We start from the raw sequence: 17,283 nt of genomic DNA, 5'->3' as shown, positions 1-17,283 counted from the left end.
TCTAATGAAAAAACATATTGTTCTACTTCCCGGTGATGGTATCGGCAAGGAAGTTATTAATTCGGCAAAAGATGTGTTACAGGCAATTGCTGAAGAATATAATCATAGTTTTAGCTTCGAAACCCATGAAATCGGAGGAGCAGCCATTGACCAATACGGCACTCCCCTTCCCGATTCAACGGTTGATGCCTGTAAGGAGGCGGATGCTGTATTATTAGGTGCCGTCGGCGGGCCAAAATGGGATCAAAATCCTTCCCACTTACGTCCTGAAAGAGGATTGCTTGGAATCCGCAAGGCACTCGATTTATTTGCTAACTTAAGGCCCGTTAAAGGTTTTAAGAACCTGCTCCATGCTTCACCATTGAAGGAAGAAGTGGTTTCAGGAAGCGACCTCCTTATTGTACGTGAATTAACTGGCGGACTTTATTTCGGAAGACCAAGCGAGCGCCGTGACAACGGAAATTCTGTTGTTGATACGCTTGCATACACTCGTAAAGAAATTGAAAGAATTGTAGATAAAGGCTTTCAATCAGCCCAAAAGCGGCGCGGTCATTTGACCTCTGTAGATAAAGCCAACGTCTTAGAATCCAGCAAGCTTTGGCGAGAAGTGGTGGAAGAAAAAAAAGCAGTGTATCCAGACGTCGCTGTTGAACATGTTTTAGTTGATGCAGCAGCAATGAAACTGATTACGAATCCAACTCATTTTGATGTCATTGTTACGGAAAATTTGTTTGGTGATATTTTAAGTGATGAGGCATCTGTCTTAACAGGTTCACTTGGGATGCTTCCATCTGCCAGCCTTCGTGAAGATGGCCTTGGCCTTTATGAACCAGTTCACGGCTCTGCCCCGGATATTGCCGGTAAGGGGATCGCTAACCCGGTTGCGATGATTCTTTCTGCGGCCCTTATGCTTCGTTATTCATTCCAAATGGAAGATGAAGCAAAAGTCATTGAGGAGGCTGTTCAATCCATTCTTGATGCCGGCTTCCACACAGGTGACCTTCAGGTTGCAAACGGCCGCCTTGTTGGGACCGCGGAAATGACTAAACTAATTGTCGATTATATTAAGTCTCAAAATGCTTCTAAATGTATCGCCAGCTGCTATTATTAAGAAACTTTTTGGGGTAAACCGTCTTATTGGACGGTTTACCCTTATAAATCTAGGGGAGATAAGGATATCCTCTGATTGGGGTGCGTTATCCGCCAATTGAAGCAGGGTATTCGCTGATTGGAGTGCTTTATCCGCCAATTGAAGCGGGATATCCGCTGATTGAAGTGTGATATTTGCTAATTACCGTGAAATTAAATTTATTAACGTGAGGAAGGAAGCTATGCAAACACCAAAAACGATTATCCAAAAAATTTGGGAACAGCATGTTGTCCATCAAGAAGAAGGAAAACCAGATTTACTTTATATTGATTTGCATCTTGTTCACGAAGTAACCTCTCCTCAAGCATTTGAGGGTTTACGCATGAACGGGCGTAAGGTCCGCCGCCCCGATCTAACCTTTGCGACGATGGATCATAATGTTCCAACCCGCCAACGACTAGTTATCAATGACCCTATTTCGAAAAATCAAATCGATACATTACAACAAAATTGCCAGGAATTCGAAGTAACGCTAGCAGACATTCATCATCCAGATAACGGAATTGTCCATGTCATCGGTCCTGAGCTTGGATTGACACAGCCAGGAAAAACGATTGTTTGCGGCGACAGCCACACATCCACACATGGTGCATTTGGTGCCCTAGCATTTGGAATTGGTACAAGCGAAGTGGAACATGTTCTTGCGACCCAAACACTTTGGCAGGCACCTCCAAAGACCCTTAATGTCAAAGTGAATGGCAAGCTTGGAACTGGCGTTACGGCAAAGGACCTAATCTTAGCGATTATCGGAAAATTTGGCGTGCAATTTGGAACCGGCTATGTGATGGAGTACACAGGTGAAGCCATTCGTGCCCTTTCAATGGAAGAACGGATGACTGTTTGTAACATGTCGATTGAAGCCGGCGCCAGAGCAGGACTAATTACACCTGATGAAACAACATTTGAATACTTACGCGGCCGCCGCCATGTCCCACAAGGTGAGGCATTCGAAGAAGCTTTGGCCAAATGGCGTGCACTTGCCACCGATGAAGGCGCCGCCTACGATGCAGTCGTAGAAATTGATGCTGCCGAGGTTGAGCCCCAGGTTACATGGGGAACAAACCCCGGTATGTGTATCCCGGTTACAGCTAACGTACCAGGCCCAGACGATACAGAGAAACCATCCGAGAAAGACGAAATCAACCGGGCACTTGAATACATGGGCCTAGAAGCCGGCCAGCCAATTTCAAATGTTAAAATTGATCATGTATTCATCGGCTCCTGCACGAACTCAAGGTTAAGCGATCTTCGCAAAGCAGCCGAAGTCATTCGCGGTCGAAAGGTGAACCCTTCTGTTACTGCAATCGTGGTACCTGGTTCATTTAGCGTTAAACTTCAAGCTGAGAAAGAAGGCCTTGACGAAATTTTTAAACAAGCTGGTTTTGAATGGCGTGAAGCTGGATGCAGTATGTGTCTAGCGATGAATGATGACATTGTCCCTGCTGGTGAGCGCTGTGCCTCCACCTCCAATCGTAATTTTGAAGGCCGTCAAGGAAACGGTGCACGCACCCACCTTGTCAGCCCAGAGATGGCAGCTGCCGCAGCTGTCGCCGGTCATTTTGTTGATGTCCGCAAGTTCACTGCTCAGGAGGTAATGTAAATGGAACCGTTACGCATCCATCAAGGCTTTGTCTGTCCTTTAAACAGACCAAATATCGACACAGACCAAATCATTCCTAAGCAATTCCTAAAGCGGATCGAGCGGAGCGGCTTTGGACAATTTTTATTTTATCATTGGCGTTTTGACGATAACGGAAACCCTCGTCCCGAGTTTCCCTTAAATGATGCCAAATACAAGGATGCGTCTATTTTAGTAGCCGGTGAAAACTTTGGCTGCGGCTCTTCCCGTGAGCATGCGCCTTGGGCTGTTCAGGACTATGGCTTTAGAGTCATTATTGCACCAAGCTATGCCGATATTTTTAAAAATAACTGTGTGAAAAATGGCATCCTTGCGATTCAAGCAAGCGAGGAACAAGTTCAAGCTATTATGAAAAAGGCAGAATCCGAGACTTATGAATTAACAGTGAATCTTGAAGATCAAGTGGTCACCGACAATGAAGGTTTCAAACTTACATTTGATATTGCACCATATCCGAAAGAAATGCTGCTTAACGGCTGGGATGAGATTGGGGTTACCCTAACGTACGAAGATAAAATTAAGGAATATGAGTTTTCAAAAAAGTAGCCTAATAAAAGGAGCTTGGAAAAATCCAAGCTCTTTTTATTTTCACTCCAATTCTTTTGATAACCCATTGAAAAACCAAACACAAAAGGCTCTTGTCATGAAAAATGTGATACATAATGTACTCCATGTCCAATACCAGGTCCAATGGATATACTGGATCAAGTCGGTCTTTTTTTCTAGAAATATTTCCGGAATGGTTAGAATGGTACAAAAAATAAAGTAGTACATAAACTTATATAATGCATTGCAGGAATTTGGATAAAATGCATTGAAAATACCGCAAATCACCGGATAGACAAAGTACTCAAAAGTAAAGCTTGATCGATTAATATCTGAAAAAAGCCGGACAGGGTACGATAGTAAATGATATTCAACAACAAGTAAACCAGCAATCCAAGTAATTATTTGATTGAAAAAAAATGCAACAATTGCGATTCGTCTTTTGTTTTTTGGAATAATAAATATCAATCCGCTAGTAACAAGCCACACAGAAATTAAAATAATCCATTCAATTTTCACCTTGTGATCTCCTTATCACTTCGAAACAGCGATTTATCTTTGAAAAACCTTTTATAGAGGTAATTTGAAATAGCAAATAAACAAAAAAAGTCCAACCACGTCCAATACCATGCATAATGGACATATTCAATCAAGTCCGTATACCGCTCAATCAAACCATCGATCACTGTTAAAAATGATACCCAAATGGACAAATAGAAAAATCGATAGAAATAGTTTACTTTGTGCTCAAAGTTGATATAAAACCCACAAATAATCGGATAAAAAAAATATTCAGTCGTTATTAGCAGGTCGGTGGCATAAGGGAATTCTCGAGCCGGAAATGAAAGCAAGTCAAACTGTGCATGAAACATAGAACTTATCCACGTAAGTGATTGGCAAAACAGGTATGAAAGAATAAATCTTCTCCTGCGATTTTTCGGAATAAAAAAGATAATGGAAATGAGACCAATAACCAACATAAGAATGATAACGATATTATTAATTGACATACTTGGAATCCTTTCAGGGGAATATGCCTTTATAATTTACTAAAAAGAATAAAAATAAAAGCCTTACCCCATTTTATTTGGAGTAAAGCCTTTTGCAAATCACCTTGATAATCGCTAGAATTCCGGCAATTGATCTAGATTATTTTCTTTAATCCCATCCGGCTCGCTGCGGATAATGTCCCTCCCATATTTGTGAAAAACATCGATATGGGCTATCTTCCCTGCCTTCGCCTCAGCAAGTGCCGTTAAATAATCCAGTTCCCTCCCTGTATTTGTTTTAAAAGCAATTAAATCACCGTCATCATTTTTCCTGACTGCAACAAATTCTTCTTTCCCATCTAGATTCGGTTGATTCCCTTCCAGTTGTGCCTGTTGCTCCGTTTGCTGCTTGTATTGGTTGTAAATTTTTTCAAAATCTTGTTCCATTCAAATCCACCTCCGAACACTCGTTAGTATTTTTCTTTTTACAAAATATATCCAGGGATTTAAATTGTCAAAAACTGTTCAATAAAAACAATTGATTTATTCTATCGATTGAAACGGTGCCCACGATGAGCGGCTTCATTTATTCAACGTTTTCTTATCCTTACTTGAGATGATGATTTCGTACGGGTCATCCTTTACTTTTTGCCAGATTTCCTCTGAATGGATGAAGTCTTCAGCCATGGCATGAAGGTCCTTCGCTAGTTCATCTGTTTTCGGATCGGTACTCAGCAAATTCATGCGAATTTTAATTTGCATTTTTTCCCCATCAATACTTTTGTAGCCGACACCGGAAACATGATATTTTTTGTAAGTCATGAATTCATGGCCAATTCCCGAAACGGCATTTGACCAGCGGCTGTAATGCTCTCTTTTCGCAAGATTAAAGGTTATAGTTTTAACCGTAACGGATTCTTTCCCTGCAGCTTTTAACGCATTCTCTACAGCATTTTTAATTTCAGCTATTTTCTCTTTACTTTCTGTATTAGGAAATTCAAGCTCAACTTTGTCCGGACCGCCGCCCCAGACGTTTTCATATCCAAAAGATTTTAAAACAGGCTCGACAATTTTAAATATCTCATCCGTTTCCTTTGTGATTCGATCCTGTTCCTTCTTCCAATCTTCCGGTTCCTCAACAAATTTTCTTACTTTAACATAATAATCCTCAATTCTCGTACCCTTATATTGTTCACCGTGTAGTATGCCAAATGAAATTTTTTCAATTCCGGGCTTCATCTCCTCTATTTTCTTATCAGAGGCATTTAGAAAGATATAAACCCCTTCCTTATTCCCGCCAACATGCTCCCGTACCTCTTTTACCGGATACCCCTTTTGTTTCAATTCCTTCGTAATTACCTCGGAAAGATTGACATAACGATCATAGATGGAGCTAATTGGCGGGATTTTAGCCAGTATTTTTGCCATTGCCGGTGAAATGAAGCCGGACCCCATAAAGAGCAGCAAGCTGGCTGCGGATGCAAGCGTGAAGGCCGCAATCTTTTTACCTAAAGTCCATTGTTTTACCAACCTCTTTTGAAATTGATCCCATTCTTTATCCACTTGTTCAATTCTATGCTCATCAAATTCGCCTTCCCTGTACCTTTTAGGAAGTTCTTTTGTAAATCTTTCAAAAGAGATTGGAACCCGGAGCTGATCAAGAATCCGATCTTCTTCTTTTTTATATCCCATGTGACTTCACCTCCAGAGGATACCTATCGTTCTTTTCCATGATTTCTCCAAGTTTTCTTCTTCCACGCGCTAATCTTGTTTTAATCGTGTTACTATTTTCACCCAGAATGAGGCTAATCTCTTTAATCGGCATATCTTCATAATAGTAAAGCAAAATTGGAACACTTTGCTCTTTAGGAAGACTAGAAATAAGGACAAGCATTTCATTCATATTTTCATTTTGGATTGCACGTTTTTGAGCAGATTCCGAAATCATTTTCGCAAGTGCCTCAGGGTTTTCTTCAATATCGGCAGCATGGAAACGTGTGTTTTTACGGTAAATATCGATCGCACGAGAATACACTAGCCGGTAAAACCACGCCTTAAATTTGCGAATTTCCCTTTTTTTTATAATGCTAATGTAGCAGTCTTCTAGTGCATTTTGGACGGCATCTTCAGCCAGGTCCTTTGATCGGAGAATGAGATAAGCTGTTTTATAAGCAGCAGACAATAATTCTTCCACGAGCAGACTGAACGCCTCCCCATCACCTTTACGGATTCGATCCATCAATTTTTGTTCGTTGTTCAATTGAGAGGCCCCTCTCTATACTGTGTTCAATAGTATGTCGTTTTCACCATATGTTTGGTTTCACTTTTAATAAAAATAACCGGGACTTTTGAAAAAAATCCCGGTTAATATACTTGCTATGCAATTATCGGCCGCTGTAAATACCAATCGCATTTCCATCAAGGTCAAGGAATTGGGCAAAAGTGCCGCCGCTTGGAATCTCCGTTTCTGGGATGATGACTTTCCCGCCCAGCTCGGCTACTTTCTCTAAACTAGCTGCCACGTCCTCCACTCGAATATAAAGTGTCAAATATGGTGGTTCCTCAAATGTCCAATTGAAAAGGTGGCCGTCTAAGCCGGCGTCTTCTGCAGAGATGCTCATGATTGGACCATCATCGGTAATCCGCCAATTGAATACAGACTCATAAAATCTTTTGGAGCGGTCTCCTTCTCTAGCTGCAATTTCAAAGAACCCAATTTGATTCACTACAATTACGGGTTTGCTTTGACTTTCGGTATGGGTAGTGCCCTGGTAAGCGCCGATGATGATCCCATCCGGATCAACGAATTGAGCAATCGACCCGCCAGTTGGGACCGCCATTTCCGGTAGAATTACCGTCCCACCCATTTCCTCCACCTTCGACAAACATTCCTTAATATTTTCAACATTTATGTAGATACTGACATGTGTTGGATGGTCTTTATGCGGCCATTTAAGAATATGACTGCTCAGGCCTGCGCCGGAAATTTGCATTAATGGTCCTACATCCGTAACTTTCCAATTAAACAGACTCTCGTAAAAGTATTTCGCAGTGTTTCCGTCTCTTGTTGCGATTACAAACATCTTGATCGTATTTCCCATTCTTCCAACTCCACTTCCTATTAACTTCTAGTCTTAGTTTACAGTATAAACATCCGCTGCAAATGCTTAAACTTCGACAAAAAGGGTACTTTTTCCTTTATCCCATGTTCACGCTATAATACTTGTATACAGGAGTGATAAAAATGACCGCATACGATAAAACCCACGACCCTGGGAAAAATAAAGAACTGCTGACGCAAATTACCGGAAAACAACTTGATTTGAGGCAAGTAATCAAAGAAACGGAAGATTTATTTGAACAATGCCTTCTTGTCTCTCATTCTCCGATTCTTGAAAAAGGACAGCCGCTTTCTTTTTCAGAAAAATTCAAAGAAGGCTTATTTCGTCTGGCAGCAAAGCGTTCGCAGATTTTGGAACCGACACGAATCCTTGCCGATGGTGAAGGAAATGTCGGTCCCGCTTGGAAGGACAAGCTTGATCAAGAATACACCCAGTTGTTAAAACACATAACAAGGGAAGTAAATATCGAGGATTTTGGTGCGGTTGGGGACGGAAAAACAGATTGTACGGCTGCTTTTAAAAATGCACTTGGCAAAGGTCATGTAAAGGTTATTGTCCCCTCTGGAGTGTATGTCACAAAAGAAGTCCGCTTGCCGTCCTGGACATGGCTTGCCGGCTCCGGAAAAGGTAAGACAACCATTAAGCTTCATGACCAAGCTCCAAAGGGCAGCCGCATCATTACAAACGCTCATCATTGGAGCGGGAATCATCATCTGCTTGTTGAAGGAATGAGTTTGGATTGGAATGTGGAGAGACTTGGCAATAAGGCAAAAACAAGTACATGGGGCAATCATTCAAGCTGCCTGACCTATGCAAATGTGACCTATGGCTGGGTGAAGAATGTCGAGGGGATTAACCCGGGGCTTCATTGTTTTGATATCTCTTCGACACAGTACAATTATGCCGGTGATGGGTACCGAGCCCGGGGCGGAAGCAAATATGTCTGGCTCGACCGCTTAACCGGATATGGCTTCGGGGATGACGGAATCACGACACATCATAGCGATTATATCTATATTTCCAATTCCCATATGTGCGACCCCAGCGGACGGGCTCACAAGAAGGGCTTTTCCAATTCTAACGGGATTGAGGTCGATGATGGTTCACGAAATGTGTTATTGGTGAATAATTCTTCTGCCAGGTGTTTTGGCGGGGTGGAAATTAAGGCCCACCAGAATTCCTCGGCGGCCTCCAATGTCCAAATTGTTGGGCATATTTCTGTTCATGATAATCGGGCCTTTAACTTCCGCCATATCGGGCATCACAAAATCGCAGACGCTGAATCAAAATCAGCTTTCAATATTATTGCCGTTAATCTAGCAGTGATCGCGCCCATTTTCACTGAATTATATAAAGATTCTACGCCGCGGGGGATGGTGGTTTCCGCCTATAAAAATGTCGTAATCAACCATTTCACCTTGATTGGCGATCCCGATTATGATTTCAAAAGAAATCCAATAATAGCACTTCAATATCGGGCTAGAAATGTGATCCTACATAATATTACAGCTGCAGATTTTTATAAGACCGGTCCCGTGATCAAGATTTACGGGGGTGAAAACCGAGCTGATTCTATTCAAATTCATAATTGCCCTTCGGAGAAAATCGAAGTCGGGCCAGGTGTACAGGATTTTTCGCTAGAAAACCAGGGAAGCGCCAACGTTTACTTTTGACGCTTTCCTTCTTTTTCAACAACGATCTCATCTACCAGCTTTTCGGCCACTCTACGATATAAATTACTCATATGAACAAGCGATGAGATCATCAAAACCTGCTCAAGGTATTCCGAACTTTCCTTTTCAGTCAAAGCAATTTCCTCTTTAACTTCTTTTATCCTTCCCTCAATGTCCACTTTAAAATCGGCCGTATTTTTACTGGCCAGGTGCAAGTAGCTTGAATAAAAAGCATCTAACTCCATCTCTTCATTGATAATCTTTTTATTCAACCCACTAAGAGTTACCTTAATATCATTGATCGAAAGCGCCCCTTTAAGCTGATAAATCAGGCTGATTAAAATAAGATGCTCTTTGGAATACTTCTTATTTTGAATGGGAAACATCAGCTTCCCCTTGGCATAGTTATTAATCATCGTTTTCGTCAAAACCTTTTCTTCTTCGTTCCGTTTTGATGCGTTGAATTTATTTTCGAATAATTGAATGACTTGATCCATATACAGGTCTATCTTTGGAATTTCATCCAAGCTTAAACTTGTTTCCAGACCAAGTGAATCGATAATCTGTTTCATATTTTCCATTATAAAAAACCCCGCAGTACTTATAGATAATTTTATTATACATGATGAAATAAACATTGACTAGGTTTCATCTTACTAGTATCATTATAAGTGGTTACAAAAACTACATGATGTGTTAGGGGGATTTCAATTGAACAATTATATTCGCGAACCGATTAATGGATTAACCCATTTAGCAGGAGCTCTTTTTAGTTTTGTCGGACTGCTTGCCATGGTAATTAAAGCGGCGATGACGACACCTACCCCGCTTACACTTTCGGCCGTTATCATTTTTGGAGTGAGTATGATTCTGCTTTACTCGGCATCTGCCACCTATCACATGGTCATCGCCCGCGCTAATGTCATTGCCTTTTTACGGAGGCTTGATCACTCGATGATTTTTGTGCTGATCGCCGGTACGTACACCCCTTTCTGTTTTATTAGCTTGAACGAAAAAACAGGTGCGATCCTATTTTCGATCATCTCTGGTGTAGCCATCAGCGGGGTTGTGTTTAAAATGGTGTGGTTTAATTGCCCGCGCTGGATTTCAACTGCCTTATACATCGCCATGGGCTGGATGATTGTGTTTGTTTTTTCACCCTTAACAGGAAGTTTAAACCCAGTCGGTTTGTTTTTACTCATCCTAGGAGGAATCTTTTATACCATTGGCGGAGTCATTTACGGGGCTAAACCGAAGTTTTTAGAAACGAAGTATTTGGGCTTCCACGAGATTTTTCATATATTCATAATGCTGGGCAGCTTAGCGCACTTTTTATCTGTCTACCTATACGTCATTTAAAACTCCTCAAATGAGGTGTTTTTTTATCAACCACAAAATCTTTTTAACAATCTAATGACATTAAAAATATCATATTGACTCACACTAAAATGAAGTGTTTAATAAAAAGCACAGAATTAATAGAGGTGTTTCAATTGTTTCGGTTACTTTTTCAAATCATCGTCATTGGACTATGCTCCATGCTTTTTGGATTTGCCTTTAATACCTTTCTTATTCCACATAAGTTGACGTCAGGTGGTGTAACAGGCATCGCCTTTTTTATTCACCATTATACGAATATCAATACCGGTTGGGTAATTTTGGCCATTAATATTCCATTATTTTTATTAGGTATGAAATTCTTAGGAAAACGATTTGTTTTGCTCTCTGGTTTCGCTGTTGTGGTTTTATCATTTAGCATGAAGTTTATTCCGATTCATGCGATTAGCCCTGATATACTTCTTTCATCGATTATTGGCGGTGCCCTTTACGGAATTGCCGTAGGGATTATCATTCGCCTTGGCGGCTCAACCGGAGGTACAGATATCATCAGTCTCACCCTTGCCAAGCAAAAAAACATGCAAGTCGGCTTTTTAAATACATGTATGAATCTATTAGTGGTGGGGATTTCCGGGCTGATTTTCGGCTGGAATATTACGCTGTATACCATTATCGCCATTTATGTAGCCGGACGTGCTGTGGATATGGTTTACACCACGCAGAACAAATTAACCTTAACAATTGTCACAGAGAAATATGAAGAGCTTAGTGAGGCCTTACTCCGGCTGCATTCCCGCGGCGTTACAATAACGGATGCGGAAGGTGCCTACACCCATAAGCCGAAAAAGGTGTTAACGACCGTGATTACCAAGTTTGAACTAAATGAAACGAAGCATACCATTAGAACAGTGGATGCGAAGGCATTTGTAAACATCATGCAAACCATGGAAGTAATGGGGCGTTTCCGAAAGGACTAAGAAAAGCGGAAGCGCCCTGTTCAGCGGCGTATTGCCTCCTCGAAAAAGCTAACGCTTTTTCTTCGTGCGATGCCTATGCTGACGAAGCTTTCCTTGTGGGGCACTCCAACTGAGATAAAGGAAACACGAAGAGCCGGAGGCGCATTCGTGCTTGACTTATCGTAGGGCGGAGAGCGAAGGACACTAGGCGCTAGGGCGCTGAAGCTGGACATTTCCAAAGTCGAAACTTATAAATTCTTATATAGTAAATAAGCAGATGAGCTATTTTCCGCCCAACTGCTTTTTTACTGTATAGTATCCTCTAACCTAGTAAGTTCCTCCATTAATACTTGAGCATGGTTATAGACCGGATCCTTCGCACCATAAAGAAGTGTTACCCTTTCCACTGCCGCAATCTCAAAAATTTGCCCGATAAGCTCCTGCTTTTGATCATCGCTGAGAAGTTCATTAAGATATTTCTCTTTAAATTCCTCAAACAGCTCTGGTTTATGGCAAAACCATTTGCGAAGTTCGGTGCTTGGAGCGATCTCCTTAAACCAATGGGTTAACTTCAAAGCCTCTTTAGAGATTCCCCGCGGCCACAACCGGTCGATTAAAATTCGGCAGCCATCATTCTCATCAAAGGGTTCATAGACTCTTTTTAGAAAAATAGTCGTTACCATTAATCCTCGTCCTTTACGTCGATGCTATCCGGAATTGGTTCGCTTAGGATTTCTTCAATCAATTCCTTGTATTTTTCCACCTGTTTCAGATGAGTGTTGAATTGGTCTTTGTAAATTAAATAGTCGCTGCCATCAAATAAGGCGCGAATTTTTTTTTGCTGGATAAGGCTTTTAACGGTTGTCTCTGGTACCGATAAATAGTCTGCTGTTTCTTTTATTGTAAGGTACAATGGATTATCTCCTTTATAACAGTTTATCTTCCGATCCCTGGCCGATGGTTTAAGAAGTTTTCGGAAGCAAATCCCCTCACTTCTTCCTCTTTAAAATGCTTTAACAGTTCATTTATGAGATTTTGGCTCATAGAGGCATCTGCTAAATCAGTTACAAAAGTGGATATTCCATCGAAATCAGAGCCTAGACCAAGTTGCTTTACGCCTCCTAGTGAACAAAAATGATCAATATGCTTCACAAGGTCGTTAATAAAAACCTCGCCAGATTCTTTAATAAATGGTGGATGATACACAACGTGAATCAGACCGCCTTTGGCAAACATCGCTTCCGCCTGTTCATTTGTTATGTTGCGCGGATGATGACATAGTGCCCGCGCATTGGAGTGGCTCGCAATCGGATATTTGGCTAATTCAATGACCTCCCAAATTCCTTTATCGCTTAAATGCGATACATCAGTCAGGATTTGATGTTCGTTATTAAACTCTACAATCTCTTTTCCAAATACCGTTAGTCCCCCACCTCGCGGTTCGCCGGCACCGTCCGCGGCAAGATTTGCTTGGTTCCAAGTTAGACCAACAGAGCGAACCCCGAGCTGGAAAAGAATATGGAGCTTCGATAGGTCGTTTCCAATGGCATCTACACCTTCCAACGTTAACATTGCACCAATCTGGCCAAGTTTTAACCGATCAAAATCAGACCATTCCCTGATATGAACCATGTCCGGATTTTTCCCCAGCACTTCTTTGTAAAAATAATCGATTTGCTCAAGTGCGACTTGAAATTTCTGATCTCCCTTAATATCTGGTTCAATAAAAATCGCAAAGCATTGTACCTTGACTTTGCCTTGCTGCAACCTGGATTTATTTGTAAGTAATTCCGGTGCATCCGCAAATCGTAATGTCCCATTGGCTTCTTGAAGCTTCATCAAAGCATCACAATGGAGATCGATAATATTCAATCCAAAAACCCCTTTTGGCTAAATTTATAGAGCAACTGATTCTTGTTCATGGACTTTTTTATGGTAAAAGCGATCGAGGAAATATCCATTCGTTGAGGCAAGGATTTGTTGAAATAACATGCCAACAACCACTGGTACCGCAACTGCGGCCGGAAAAAAAGAGACTGCCAGTACAGCACCTGCACTAATATTTCTCATTCCCCCTGAAAAAGTCAATGTGATTACCGTGTCCCGATCTCGTTTCATCAGCCTCCCTAACAGGAAGGAAAACAAATACCCTGTTAAGGCGATTAAAAAGACGGTCAAGGCAATACCAACAAGCTTCAAATTGATATGTTTTAAATAAGGAGCGACGACTGAGCCGTTCAGCATAACGACAATACCAATGCATATTTTTGAAATAGGAGCAAGCCGGGAACCTACTTGTTCATTAATTTTCCCCTTTGTGGCTTGGTTTAATAGCATGCCGATAAGGGAAGGAATGACAATCATCCCCAATAATCCTTTCATCATACTGATGAAGTCCAGTTCAACCCGTTGACCGACAAACAACGAAAGTGAAAGCGGAACTAGGATTGGCGAAAGCAATGTATCAATCAAGATCACTGCCAGCACTAAGGGAATATTGCCTTTATAGATGGAAACCCAAATAAAGCTTGTGACACCTGTTGGGATAACCATTCCTAAAATGAGTCCGGTGATCGTGTAGGCATCACCTGAAAAAGCGATATGCCCAACTCCCCAGGCCCATAGGGGCATGAGGACATGCAGGATCATCATCGCTAATAAAATGGGAAACGGATGGATCATGACCTCTTTTAATGATTTGAAGTTAGAACTTAAACTTCCAGCGAAGGTCATAAAGGCGAAAATCCACGGGATTAAATAAGAAAAATCCTTCAGATAGGTACTGAGCAGCACACCCAATACCACGCTAACCGGAGTAATGAAAGGCATAATTTTTTCTAGTTGTTTATTTAATTTTTGCATGATTAGAGGACTCTCCCCATCAATCTTCCAGTGAGCTCAAATATGCTTTCCACGCTGTAAGACCTCCATCCAACACAGTCACATGATACTTGTGTGTGTCTAGAATAGCCGCACATTTTGCTGCGGAATTCCCTGTTGTGCATGTGACAATCATTTCCTGATCTTTTGGTAAGGAAATCTGCCCCTCTTCTTCTCCATCTAGTTGAAAAATAATATTTTTAGGAAGATTAAGGCTTTCCTTTATATGAAATTCATTGAATTTTTCTTCTGCTCGGACATCTAATACGACTACCTTTTCACCACTTTGCAATCTTTCATGGAGCTCTTTTGGTGTAATCTTTTTGTTTGTCATTTCTTGCACCTCCAAAAACAAGAATAACACAATTTCTTTAATATGAACGATAAAAATCTTTCGCTATTCGAAAATAAAGTAGTCGTTGAACCATTTAATACACCTTAAGTCTTAGATAAAAATAAATCTCCGGTACATGGAGGAAACCTGAAGGATTTATTATCCTATATATAGAAGGAGTACGAAAGAAAAGGGGATGTTAAAAAATGAAAAGAATATTGGTATTGCTATTGGTAATAACCGGATTATATATAGTGTTCAATCAGGCCCACCGCTTTGAAATATTTGGTGCAAGCAATGGCAGTAATTCAAACGGGCAAGCAGCCATTACCAATGCTACCGAGGTAATAAAAGTAGATGTATCAAGTGTTAGTACAACAATTATTCCGGAGGATCGCTCCAATTTAAAGGCTGTTTATAATGGGAAGCAAACATTAAAGGTCACAGAAATGGGAGATACAGTGGAGGTTTCCGTAAAAAGCAAGGGATTTAATTGGTTCAACTGGTTTACGTTTTCAGAAAAGTCTCAGTTAAAGATATACATTCCTAAAGATTACGACCGAAATATGGTGATTGATTTGGGTTCAGGAAATTTACATTTGTCCGGTCAGTCTAAAGAGAAGCCGCTTAAATTAGATGAAGTAACCGTTGATATTGGTTCTGGTAACATGACTTTCAGAAATCTTATCGTAAACCAATGGAAACAGGATGTAGGCTCCGGTAATGTAGAGATAGATTCACTTAAGACGGAAACAGGTACCTTTGACCTTAGTTCCGGTAACCTTGAAATTAAGCACTATACCGGTGCGATTGAAGCTGATGTTTCATCTGGTAGACTAACTCTCCAAATGGACCAATTGAAAAATTCAGTAAAAATTGATGTAAGCTCTGGGAATGTGGGGCTTGATTTACCTGATAACGCGGACTTCACTCTTAACGGCGATATTAGCAGCGGAAACATTTCTAGCGATTTTCCATTGACTGAGAAAGAGCTTAATAAGCACAGTATTCAAGGTAAACATGGATCTGGTAAATATGATATCGACCTTGATGTTTCTAGTGGAAATATTCGGATACATTAATAAAAAGCGTGTGGATGCCATGAAATCCACACGCTTTTTGTATTAATCGAGACTCTCTCTGCCGCTATGCCATTTTCTGCTTGTCATAATGCTAGAGCTTGTTTTCATCAGCCCATTCCCGGCGTATATCCTTGCCTCACTTATAACAGCAAACAATCCTGTTGCAACTGCAAGGTGCAGCACGGCCCATGGAATATCAATAAATGTCACCACAAGCGCTGCCCCGATCACAAGTTGAATAAGTATTGTCAACGTTCCTAGTGCAAGACGCCGCCGAAGACTTCTCCCCCATCCTTTTCCATATGCCCAGCAAGTCAGTAACAGAATATAAATGGTAGAAATAACCGCCAGCCCTCGATGAATCGTTTGTAATAGCTCCGGAGTTGATAAAGGAAAAAAGGATTGTTTGCAGCCAAACCACCCACAGGCTAAGCCGTAGGATTGATGCTTTATATAAGCACCAAAAGCGAGTGTCACCAAAAGGAGAATGAGTAAAATATTGAGATGTCTAATTACTCCCCTATCCATTCCTTTCATAAAATGAATGGGCTTAGAACTGTCCTCAAGACCAGGATACCTCCAGATCCAAATTAAGCACGCAAGAAATAGCATGGCCACGATTAAATGAATCGTAATAATCAGCGAAGGCAAATCACGTACTACCACAATTGCTCCCAAGAGCACTTGAAAAATCAGCAATCCAAGCATAAAAAAAGCCACTAAGCGGGCAGTAAATTCAACCTTTGTGCGGATGAGCTTAAAAAATAACCAGACGGACAGCACCCCAAGGACTGCTCCAATAACCCGATGGGCAAATTCAATCAATGTATCCCCCTTTAAAGTCGGAACCACATCCCCATTACATAATGGCCACTCCGGGCCGCATCCCATTCCAGAATTTGAGGAAGCCACATAGCCTCCAAATACGATTAAGAAATAGGTTAATAGAATGCTGATGAAAGCTAATCGTTTAATTGTCACCTTTTCCCCTCCTGATTTTGAGAAAATTTCGAATTCAGTTACAATTTACCAGAAATGGACAATCATTACGGTGATTTGAATCACGTTTCTATTCGAAATTCCAAGGAACCAATAATCCAATACTTTCATACCGTATATGGCCTTGTGTTTTTCTAGGTGAAAGGAGAGTGAAGCATGTACTACTACCCTTTTCATTATCCGGCTGTTCACCCAATGCCGTCTTATCCCGGCTACCCCGCAGCCTATCCTATTCCCCGTACGTATCCGCCAGTTGATACGAAAATTTTTGCGGGCTCAGTAAAGTCATTCCGCCTATTAATGGAACAAGGAAGTATATTATTAGACCGTTTAGGCGATCTTAATTTTTCAAAAAAATTGATGAGCGAGGCCCAGCAAGGAAAAAACGCTGAAGTAGATCAAATGATTAAATCTATTGGTTTAAAAGTGCCAGTGATAACGAAGTTTACCCCATCCGGTGTGAATTTCATCCTAACAACGGAACCAACCCAACAACATCCGAGTAATTGCTGCACCTTAACCGTGGCGATGAAATGGGGACAGTAAAACGAGTAGACACTTGTACATCATATAAA

Annotated in this window: 21 protein-coding genes; 8 read left to right on the top strand and 13 right to left on the bottom strand. The window is 41.1% G+C overall.

Annotated elements, in window-relative coordinates:
• Positions 1–4 precede the first annotated feature (4 nt).
• The 3 genes from leuB (at position 5) to leuD (ending at position 3,335) form a co-directional block, all read left to right on the top strand.
• Positions 5–1,111, top strand: a complete 1,107-nt coding sequence (leuB, locus tag FAY30_RS05495) for a 3-isopropylmalate dehydrogenase (protein ID WP_149868936.1) — start codon at positions 5–7, stop codon at positions 1,109–1,111.
• Positions 1,112–1,331: 220 nt separating this feature from the next.
• The gene (leuC, locus tag FAY30_RS05490; protein ID WP_149868935.1) at positions 1,332–2,750 is read left to right on the top strand and encodes a 3-isopropylmalate dehydratase large subunit; all 1,419 of its coding nucleotides are present in this window, start codon (positions 1,332–1,334) and stop codon (positions 2,748–2,750) included.
• Positions 2,751–3,335: a 3-isopropylmalate dehydratase small subunit gene (gene leuD / locus FAY30_RS05485; RefSeq protein WP_149868934.1), complete on the top strand. Its 585-nt coding sequence runs from the start codon at positions 2,751–2,753 to the stop codon at positions 3,333–3,335.
• A 42-nt stretch (positions 3,336–3,377) separates the two neighbouring features.
• Here leuD and FAY30_RS05480 read toward each other — a convergent pair whose 3' ends face one another.
• From FAY30_RS05480 to FAY30_RS05455, 6 genes are all read right to left on the bottom strand, one after another.
• Complete coding sequence (locus tag FAY30_RS05480; RefSeq protein WP_149868933.1) at positions 3,378–3,854, bottom strand: CBO0543 family protein; 477 nt, start codon at positions 3,852–3,854, stop codon at positions 3,378–3,380.
• Positions 3,851–4,345 (bottom strand): CBO0543 family protein, encoded by a 495-nt coding sequence (locus tag FAY30_RS05475; protein WP_149868932.1) that lies wholly within the window; start codon positions 4,343–4,345, stop codon positions 3,851–3,853. The genes FAY30_RS05480 and FAY30_RS05475 overlap by 4 nt, the downstream gene beginning before the upstream one ends.
• 114 nt (positions 4,346–4,459) lie before the next feature.
• Positions 4,460–4,771, bottom strand: coding sequence for a DUF3892 domain-containing protein (locus FAY30_RS05470; RefSeq protein ID WP_149868931.1), 312 nt, complete (start codon positions 4,769–4,771; stop codon positions 4,460–4,462).
• 135 nt (positions 4,772–4,906) lie between these two features.
• The gene (locus FAY30_RS05465) at positions 4,907–6,016 is read right to left on the bottom strand and encodes a DUF4030 domain-containing protein (RefSeq protein ID WP_149868930.1); all 1,110 of its coding nucleotides are present in this window, start codon (positions 6,014–6,016) and stop codon (positions 4,907–4,909) included.
• Positions 6,006–6,584: an RNA polymerase sigma factor gene (locus FAY30_RS05460; RefSeq protein ID WP_149868929.1), complete on the bottom strand. Its 579-nt coding sequence runs from the start codon at positions 6,582–6,584 to the stop codon at positions 6,006–6,008. Before FAY30_RS05460 ends, FAY30_RS05465 begins: the two co-directional genes overlap by 11 nt.
• Positions 6,585–6,708: 124 nt before the next feature.
• Positions 6,709–7,425 carry a VOC family protein gene (locus FAY30_RS05455; RefSeq protein ID WP_149868928.1) on the bottom strand — a complete coding sequence of 239 codons (717 nt, stop codon included), beginning with the start codon at positions 7,423–7,425 and terminating at the stop codon, positions 6,709–6,711.
• Positions 7,426–7,568: 143 nt separating this feature from the next.
• On the opposite strand from FAY30_RS05455, the gene FAY30_RS05450 reads away from it, so the two are divergent.
• Positions 7,569–9,119, top strand: a complete 1,551-nt coding sequence (locus FAY30_RS05450; protein WP_149868927.1) for a glycosyl hydrolase family 28-related protein — start codon at positions 7,569–7,571, stop codon at positions 9,117–9,119.
• Here FAY30_RS05450 and FAY30_RS05445 read toward each other — a convergent pair.
• The gene (locus tag FAY30_RS05445; protein WP_149868926.1) at positions 9,110–9,700 is read right to left on the bottom strand and encodes a DUF1836 domain-containing protein; all 591 of its coding nucleotides are present in this window, start codon (positions 9,698–9,700) and stop codon (positions 9,110–9,112) included. The genes FAY30_RS05450 and FAY30_RS05445 overlap by 10 nt on opposite strands.
• A gap of 130 nt (positions 9,701–9,830) precedes the next feature.
• Here FAY30_RS05445 and trhA point away from each other — a divergent pair, with 130 nt between their 5' ends.
• Positions 9,831–10,478: a PAQR family membrane homeostasis protein TrhA gene (gene trhA, locus FAY30_RS05440; RefSeq protein WP_149868925.1), complete on the top strand. Its 648-nt coding sequence runs from the start codon at positions 9,831–9,833 to the stop codon at positions 10,476–10,478.
• 134 nt (positions 10,479–10,612) lie between these two features.
• Positions 10,613–11,434 carry a YitT family protein gene (locus FAY30_RS05435; RefSeq protein ID WP_223820907.1) on the top strand — a complete coding sequence of 274 codons (822 nt, stop codon included), beginning with the start codon at positions 10,613–10,615 and terminating at the stop codon, positions 11,432–11,434.
• Positions 11,435–11,718: 284 nt separating this feature from the next.
• Here the strand turns inward: FAY30_RS05435 and FAY30_RS05430 are convergent, their stop codons facing one another.
• The 5 genes from FAY30_RS05430 to FAY30_RS05410 are packed head-to-tail and all read right to left on the bottom strand — an operon-like array spanning position 11,719 to position 14,627.
• Positions 11,719–12,096: a DUF488 domain-containing protein gene (locus tag FAY30_RS05430; RefSeq protein WP_149868923.1), complete on the bottom strand. Its 378-nt coding sequence runs from the start codon at positions 12,094–12,096 to the stop codon at positions 11,719–11,721.
• Positions 12,096–12,326 (bottom strand): excisionase family DNA-binding protein, encoded by a 231-nt coding sequence (locus FAY30_RS05425; RefSeq protein ID WP_149868922.1) that lies wholly within the window; start codon positions 12,324–12,326, stop codon positions 12,096–12,098. The genes FAY30_RS05430 and FAY30_RS05425 overlap by 1 nt, the downstream gene beginning before the upstream one ends.
• Positions 12,327–12,349: 23 nt before the next feature.
• Positions 12,350–13,285: a dipeptidase gene (locus FAY30_RS05420; protein ID WP_149868921.1), complete on the bottom strand. Its 936-nt coding sequence runs from the start codon at positions 13,283–13,285 to the stop codon at positions 12,350–12,352.
• A 24-nt stretch (positions 13,286–13,309) separates the two neighbouring features.
• Entirely contained in the window at positions 13,310–14,275 is a 966-nt protein-coding gene (locus tag FAY30_RS05415) for a bile acid:sodium symporter family protein (RefSeq protein WP_190284828.1), read from the bottom strand.
• 19 nt (positions 14,276–14,294) lie between these two features.
• A complete protein-coding gene (locus FAY30_RS05410) occupies positions 14,295–14,627 on the bottom strand; it encodes a rhodanese-like domain-containing protein (protein WP_149868919.1) in 333 nt (110 codons plus the stop codon).
• 206 nt (positions 14,628–14,833) lie between these two features.
• Here FAY30_RS05410 and FAY30_RS05405 point away from each other — a divergent pair, with 206 nt between their 5' ends.
• The gene (locus tag FAY30_RS05405; RefSeq protein WP_223820906.1) at positions 14,834–15,709 is read left to right on the top strand and encodes a LiaG family protein; all 876 of its coding nucleotides are present in this window, start codon (positions 14,834–14,836) and stop codon (positions 15,707–15,709) included.
• A 42-nt stretch (positions 15,710–15,751) separates the two neighbouring features.
• Here the strand turns inward: FAY30_RS05405 and FAY30_RS05400 are convergent, their stop codons facing one another.
• On the bottom strand, positions 15,752–16,690 hold the full coding sequence (locus FAY30_RS05400; protein WP_149868918.1) for a COX15/CtaA family protein: 939 nt from the start codon (positions 16,688–16,690) through the stop codon (positions 15,752–15,754).
• 174 nt (positions 16,691–16,864) lie between these two features.
• Between FAY30_RS05400 and FAY30_RS05395 the strand changes: the two genes are divergently transcribed.
• A complete protein-coding gene (locus FAY30_RS05395) occupies positions 16,865–17,254 on the top strand; it encodes a YuzC family spore coat inner layer protein (protein WP_149868917.1) in 390 nt (129 codons plus the stop codon).
• Positions 17,255–17,283: the final 29 nt, after the last annotated feature.

Source organism: Bacillus sp. S3 (assembly GCF_005154805.1).
GTDB lineage: Bacteria > Bacillota > Bacilli > Bacillales > Cytobacillaceae > Neobacillus.
This window is presented reverse-complemented; position numbering and strand designations above follow the sequence as displayed.

Excerpts from the sequence above, each read along its gene's own strand:
- leuC (WP_149868935.1), top strand. The coding sequence starts at position 1,332 with ATGCAAACACCAAAAACGATTATCCAAAAAATTTGGGAACAGCATGTT.
- FAY30_RS05430 (WP_149868923.1), bottom strand. The coding sequence starts at position 12,096 with ATGGTAACGACTATTTTTCTAAAAAGAGTCTATGAACCCTTTGATGAG.
- FAY30_RS05410 (WP_149868919.1), bottom strand. The coding sequence starts at position 14,627 with ATGACAAACAAAAAGATTACACCAAAAGAGCTCCATGAAAGATTGCAA.
- FAY30_RS05415 (WP_190284828.1), bottom strand. The coding sequence starts at position 14,275 with ATGCAAAAATTAAATAAACAACTAGAAAAAATTATGCCTTTCATTACT.
- FAY30_RS05475 (WP_149868932.1), bottom strand. The coding sequence starts at position 4,345 with ATGTCAATTAATAATATCGTTATCATTCTTATGTTGGTTATTGGTCTC.
- FAY30_RS05470 (WP_149868931.1), bottom strand. The coding sequence starts at position 4,771 with ATGGAACAAGATTTTGAAAAAATTTACAACCAATACAAGCAGCAAACG.
- leuB (WP_149868936.1), top strand. The coding sequence starts at position 5 with ATGAAAAAACATATTGTTCTACTTCCCGGTGATGGTATCGGCAAGGAA.
- leuD (WP_149868934.1), top strand. The coding sequence starts at position 2,751 with ATGGAACCGTTACGCATCCATCAAGGCTTTGTCTGTCCTTTAAACAGA.
- FAY30_RS05455 (WP_149868928.1), bottom strand. The coding sequence starts at position 7,425 with ATGGGAAATACGATCAAGATGTTTGTAATCGCAACAAGAGACGGAAAC.
- FAY30_RS05445 (WP_149868926.1), bottom strand. The coding sequence starts at position 9,700 with ATGGAAAATATGAAACAGATTATCGATTCACTTGGTCTGGAAACAAGT.
- FAY30_RS05395 (WP_149868917.1), top strand. The coding sequence starts at position 16,865 with ATGTACTACTACCCTTTTCATTATCCGGCTGTTCACCCAATGCCGTCT.
- FAY30_RS05450 (WP_149868927.1), top strand. The coding sequence starts at position 7,569 with ATGACCGCATACGATAAAACCCACGACCCTGGGAAAAATAAAGAACTG.
- FAY30_RS05465 (WP_149868930.1), bottom strand. The coding sequence starts at position 6,016 with ATGGGATATAAAAAAGAAGAAGATCGGATTCTTGATCAGCTCCGGGTT.
- FAY30_RS05405 (WP_223820906.1), top strand. The coding sequence starts at position 14,834 with ATGAAAAGAATATTGGTATTGCTATTGGTAATAACCGGATTATATATA.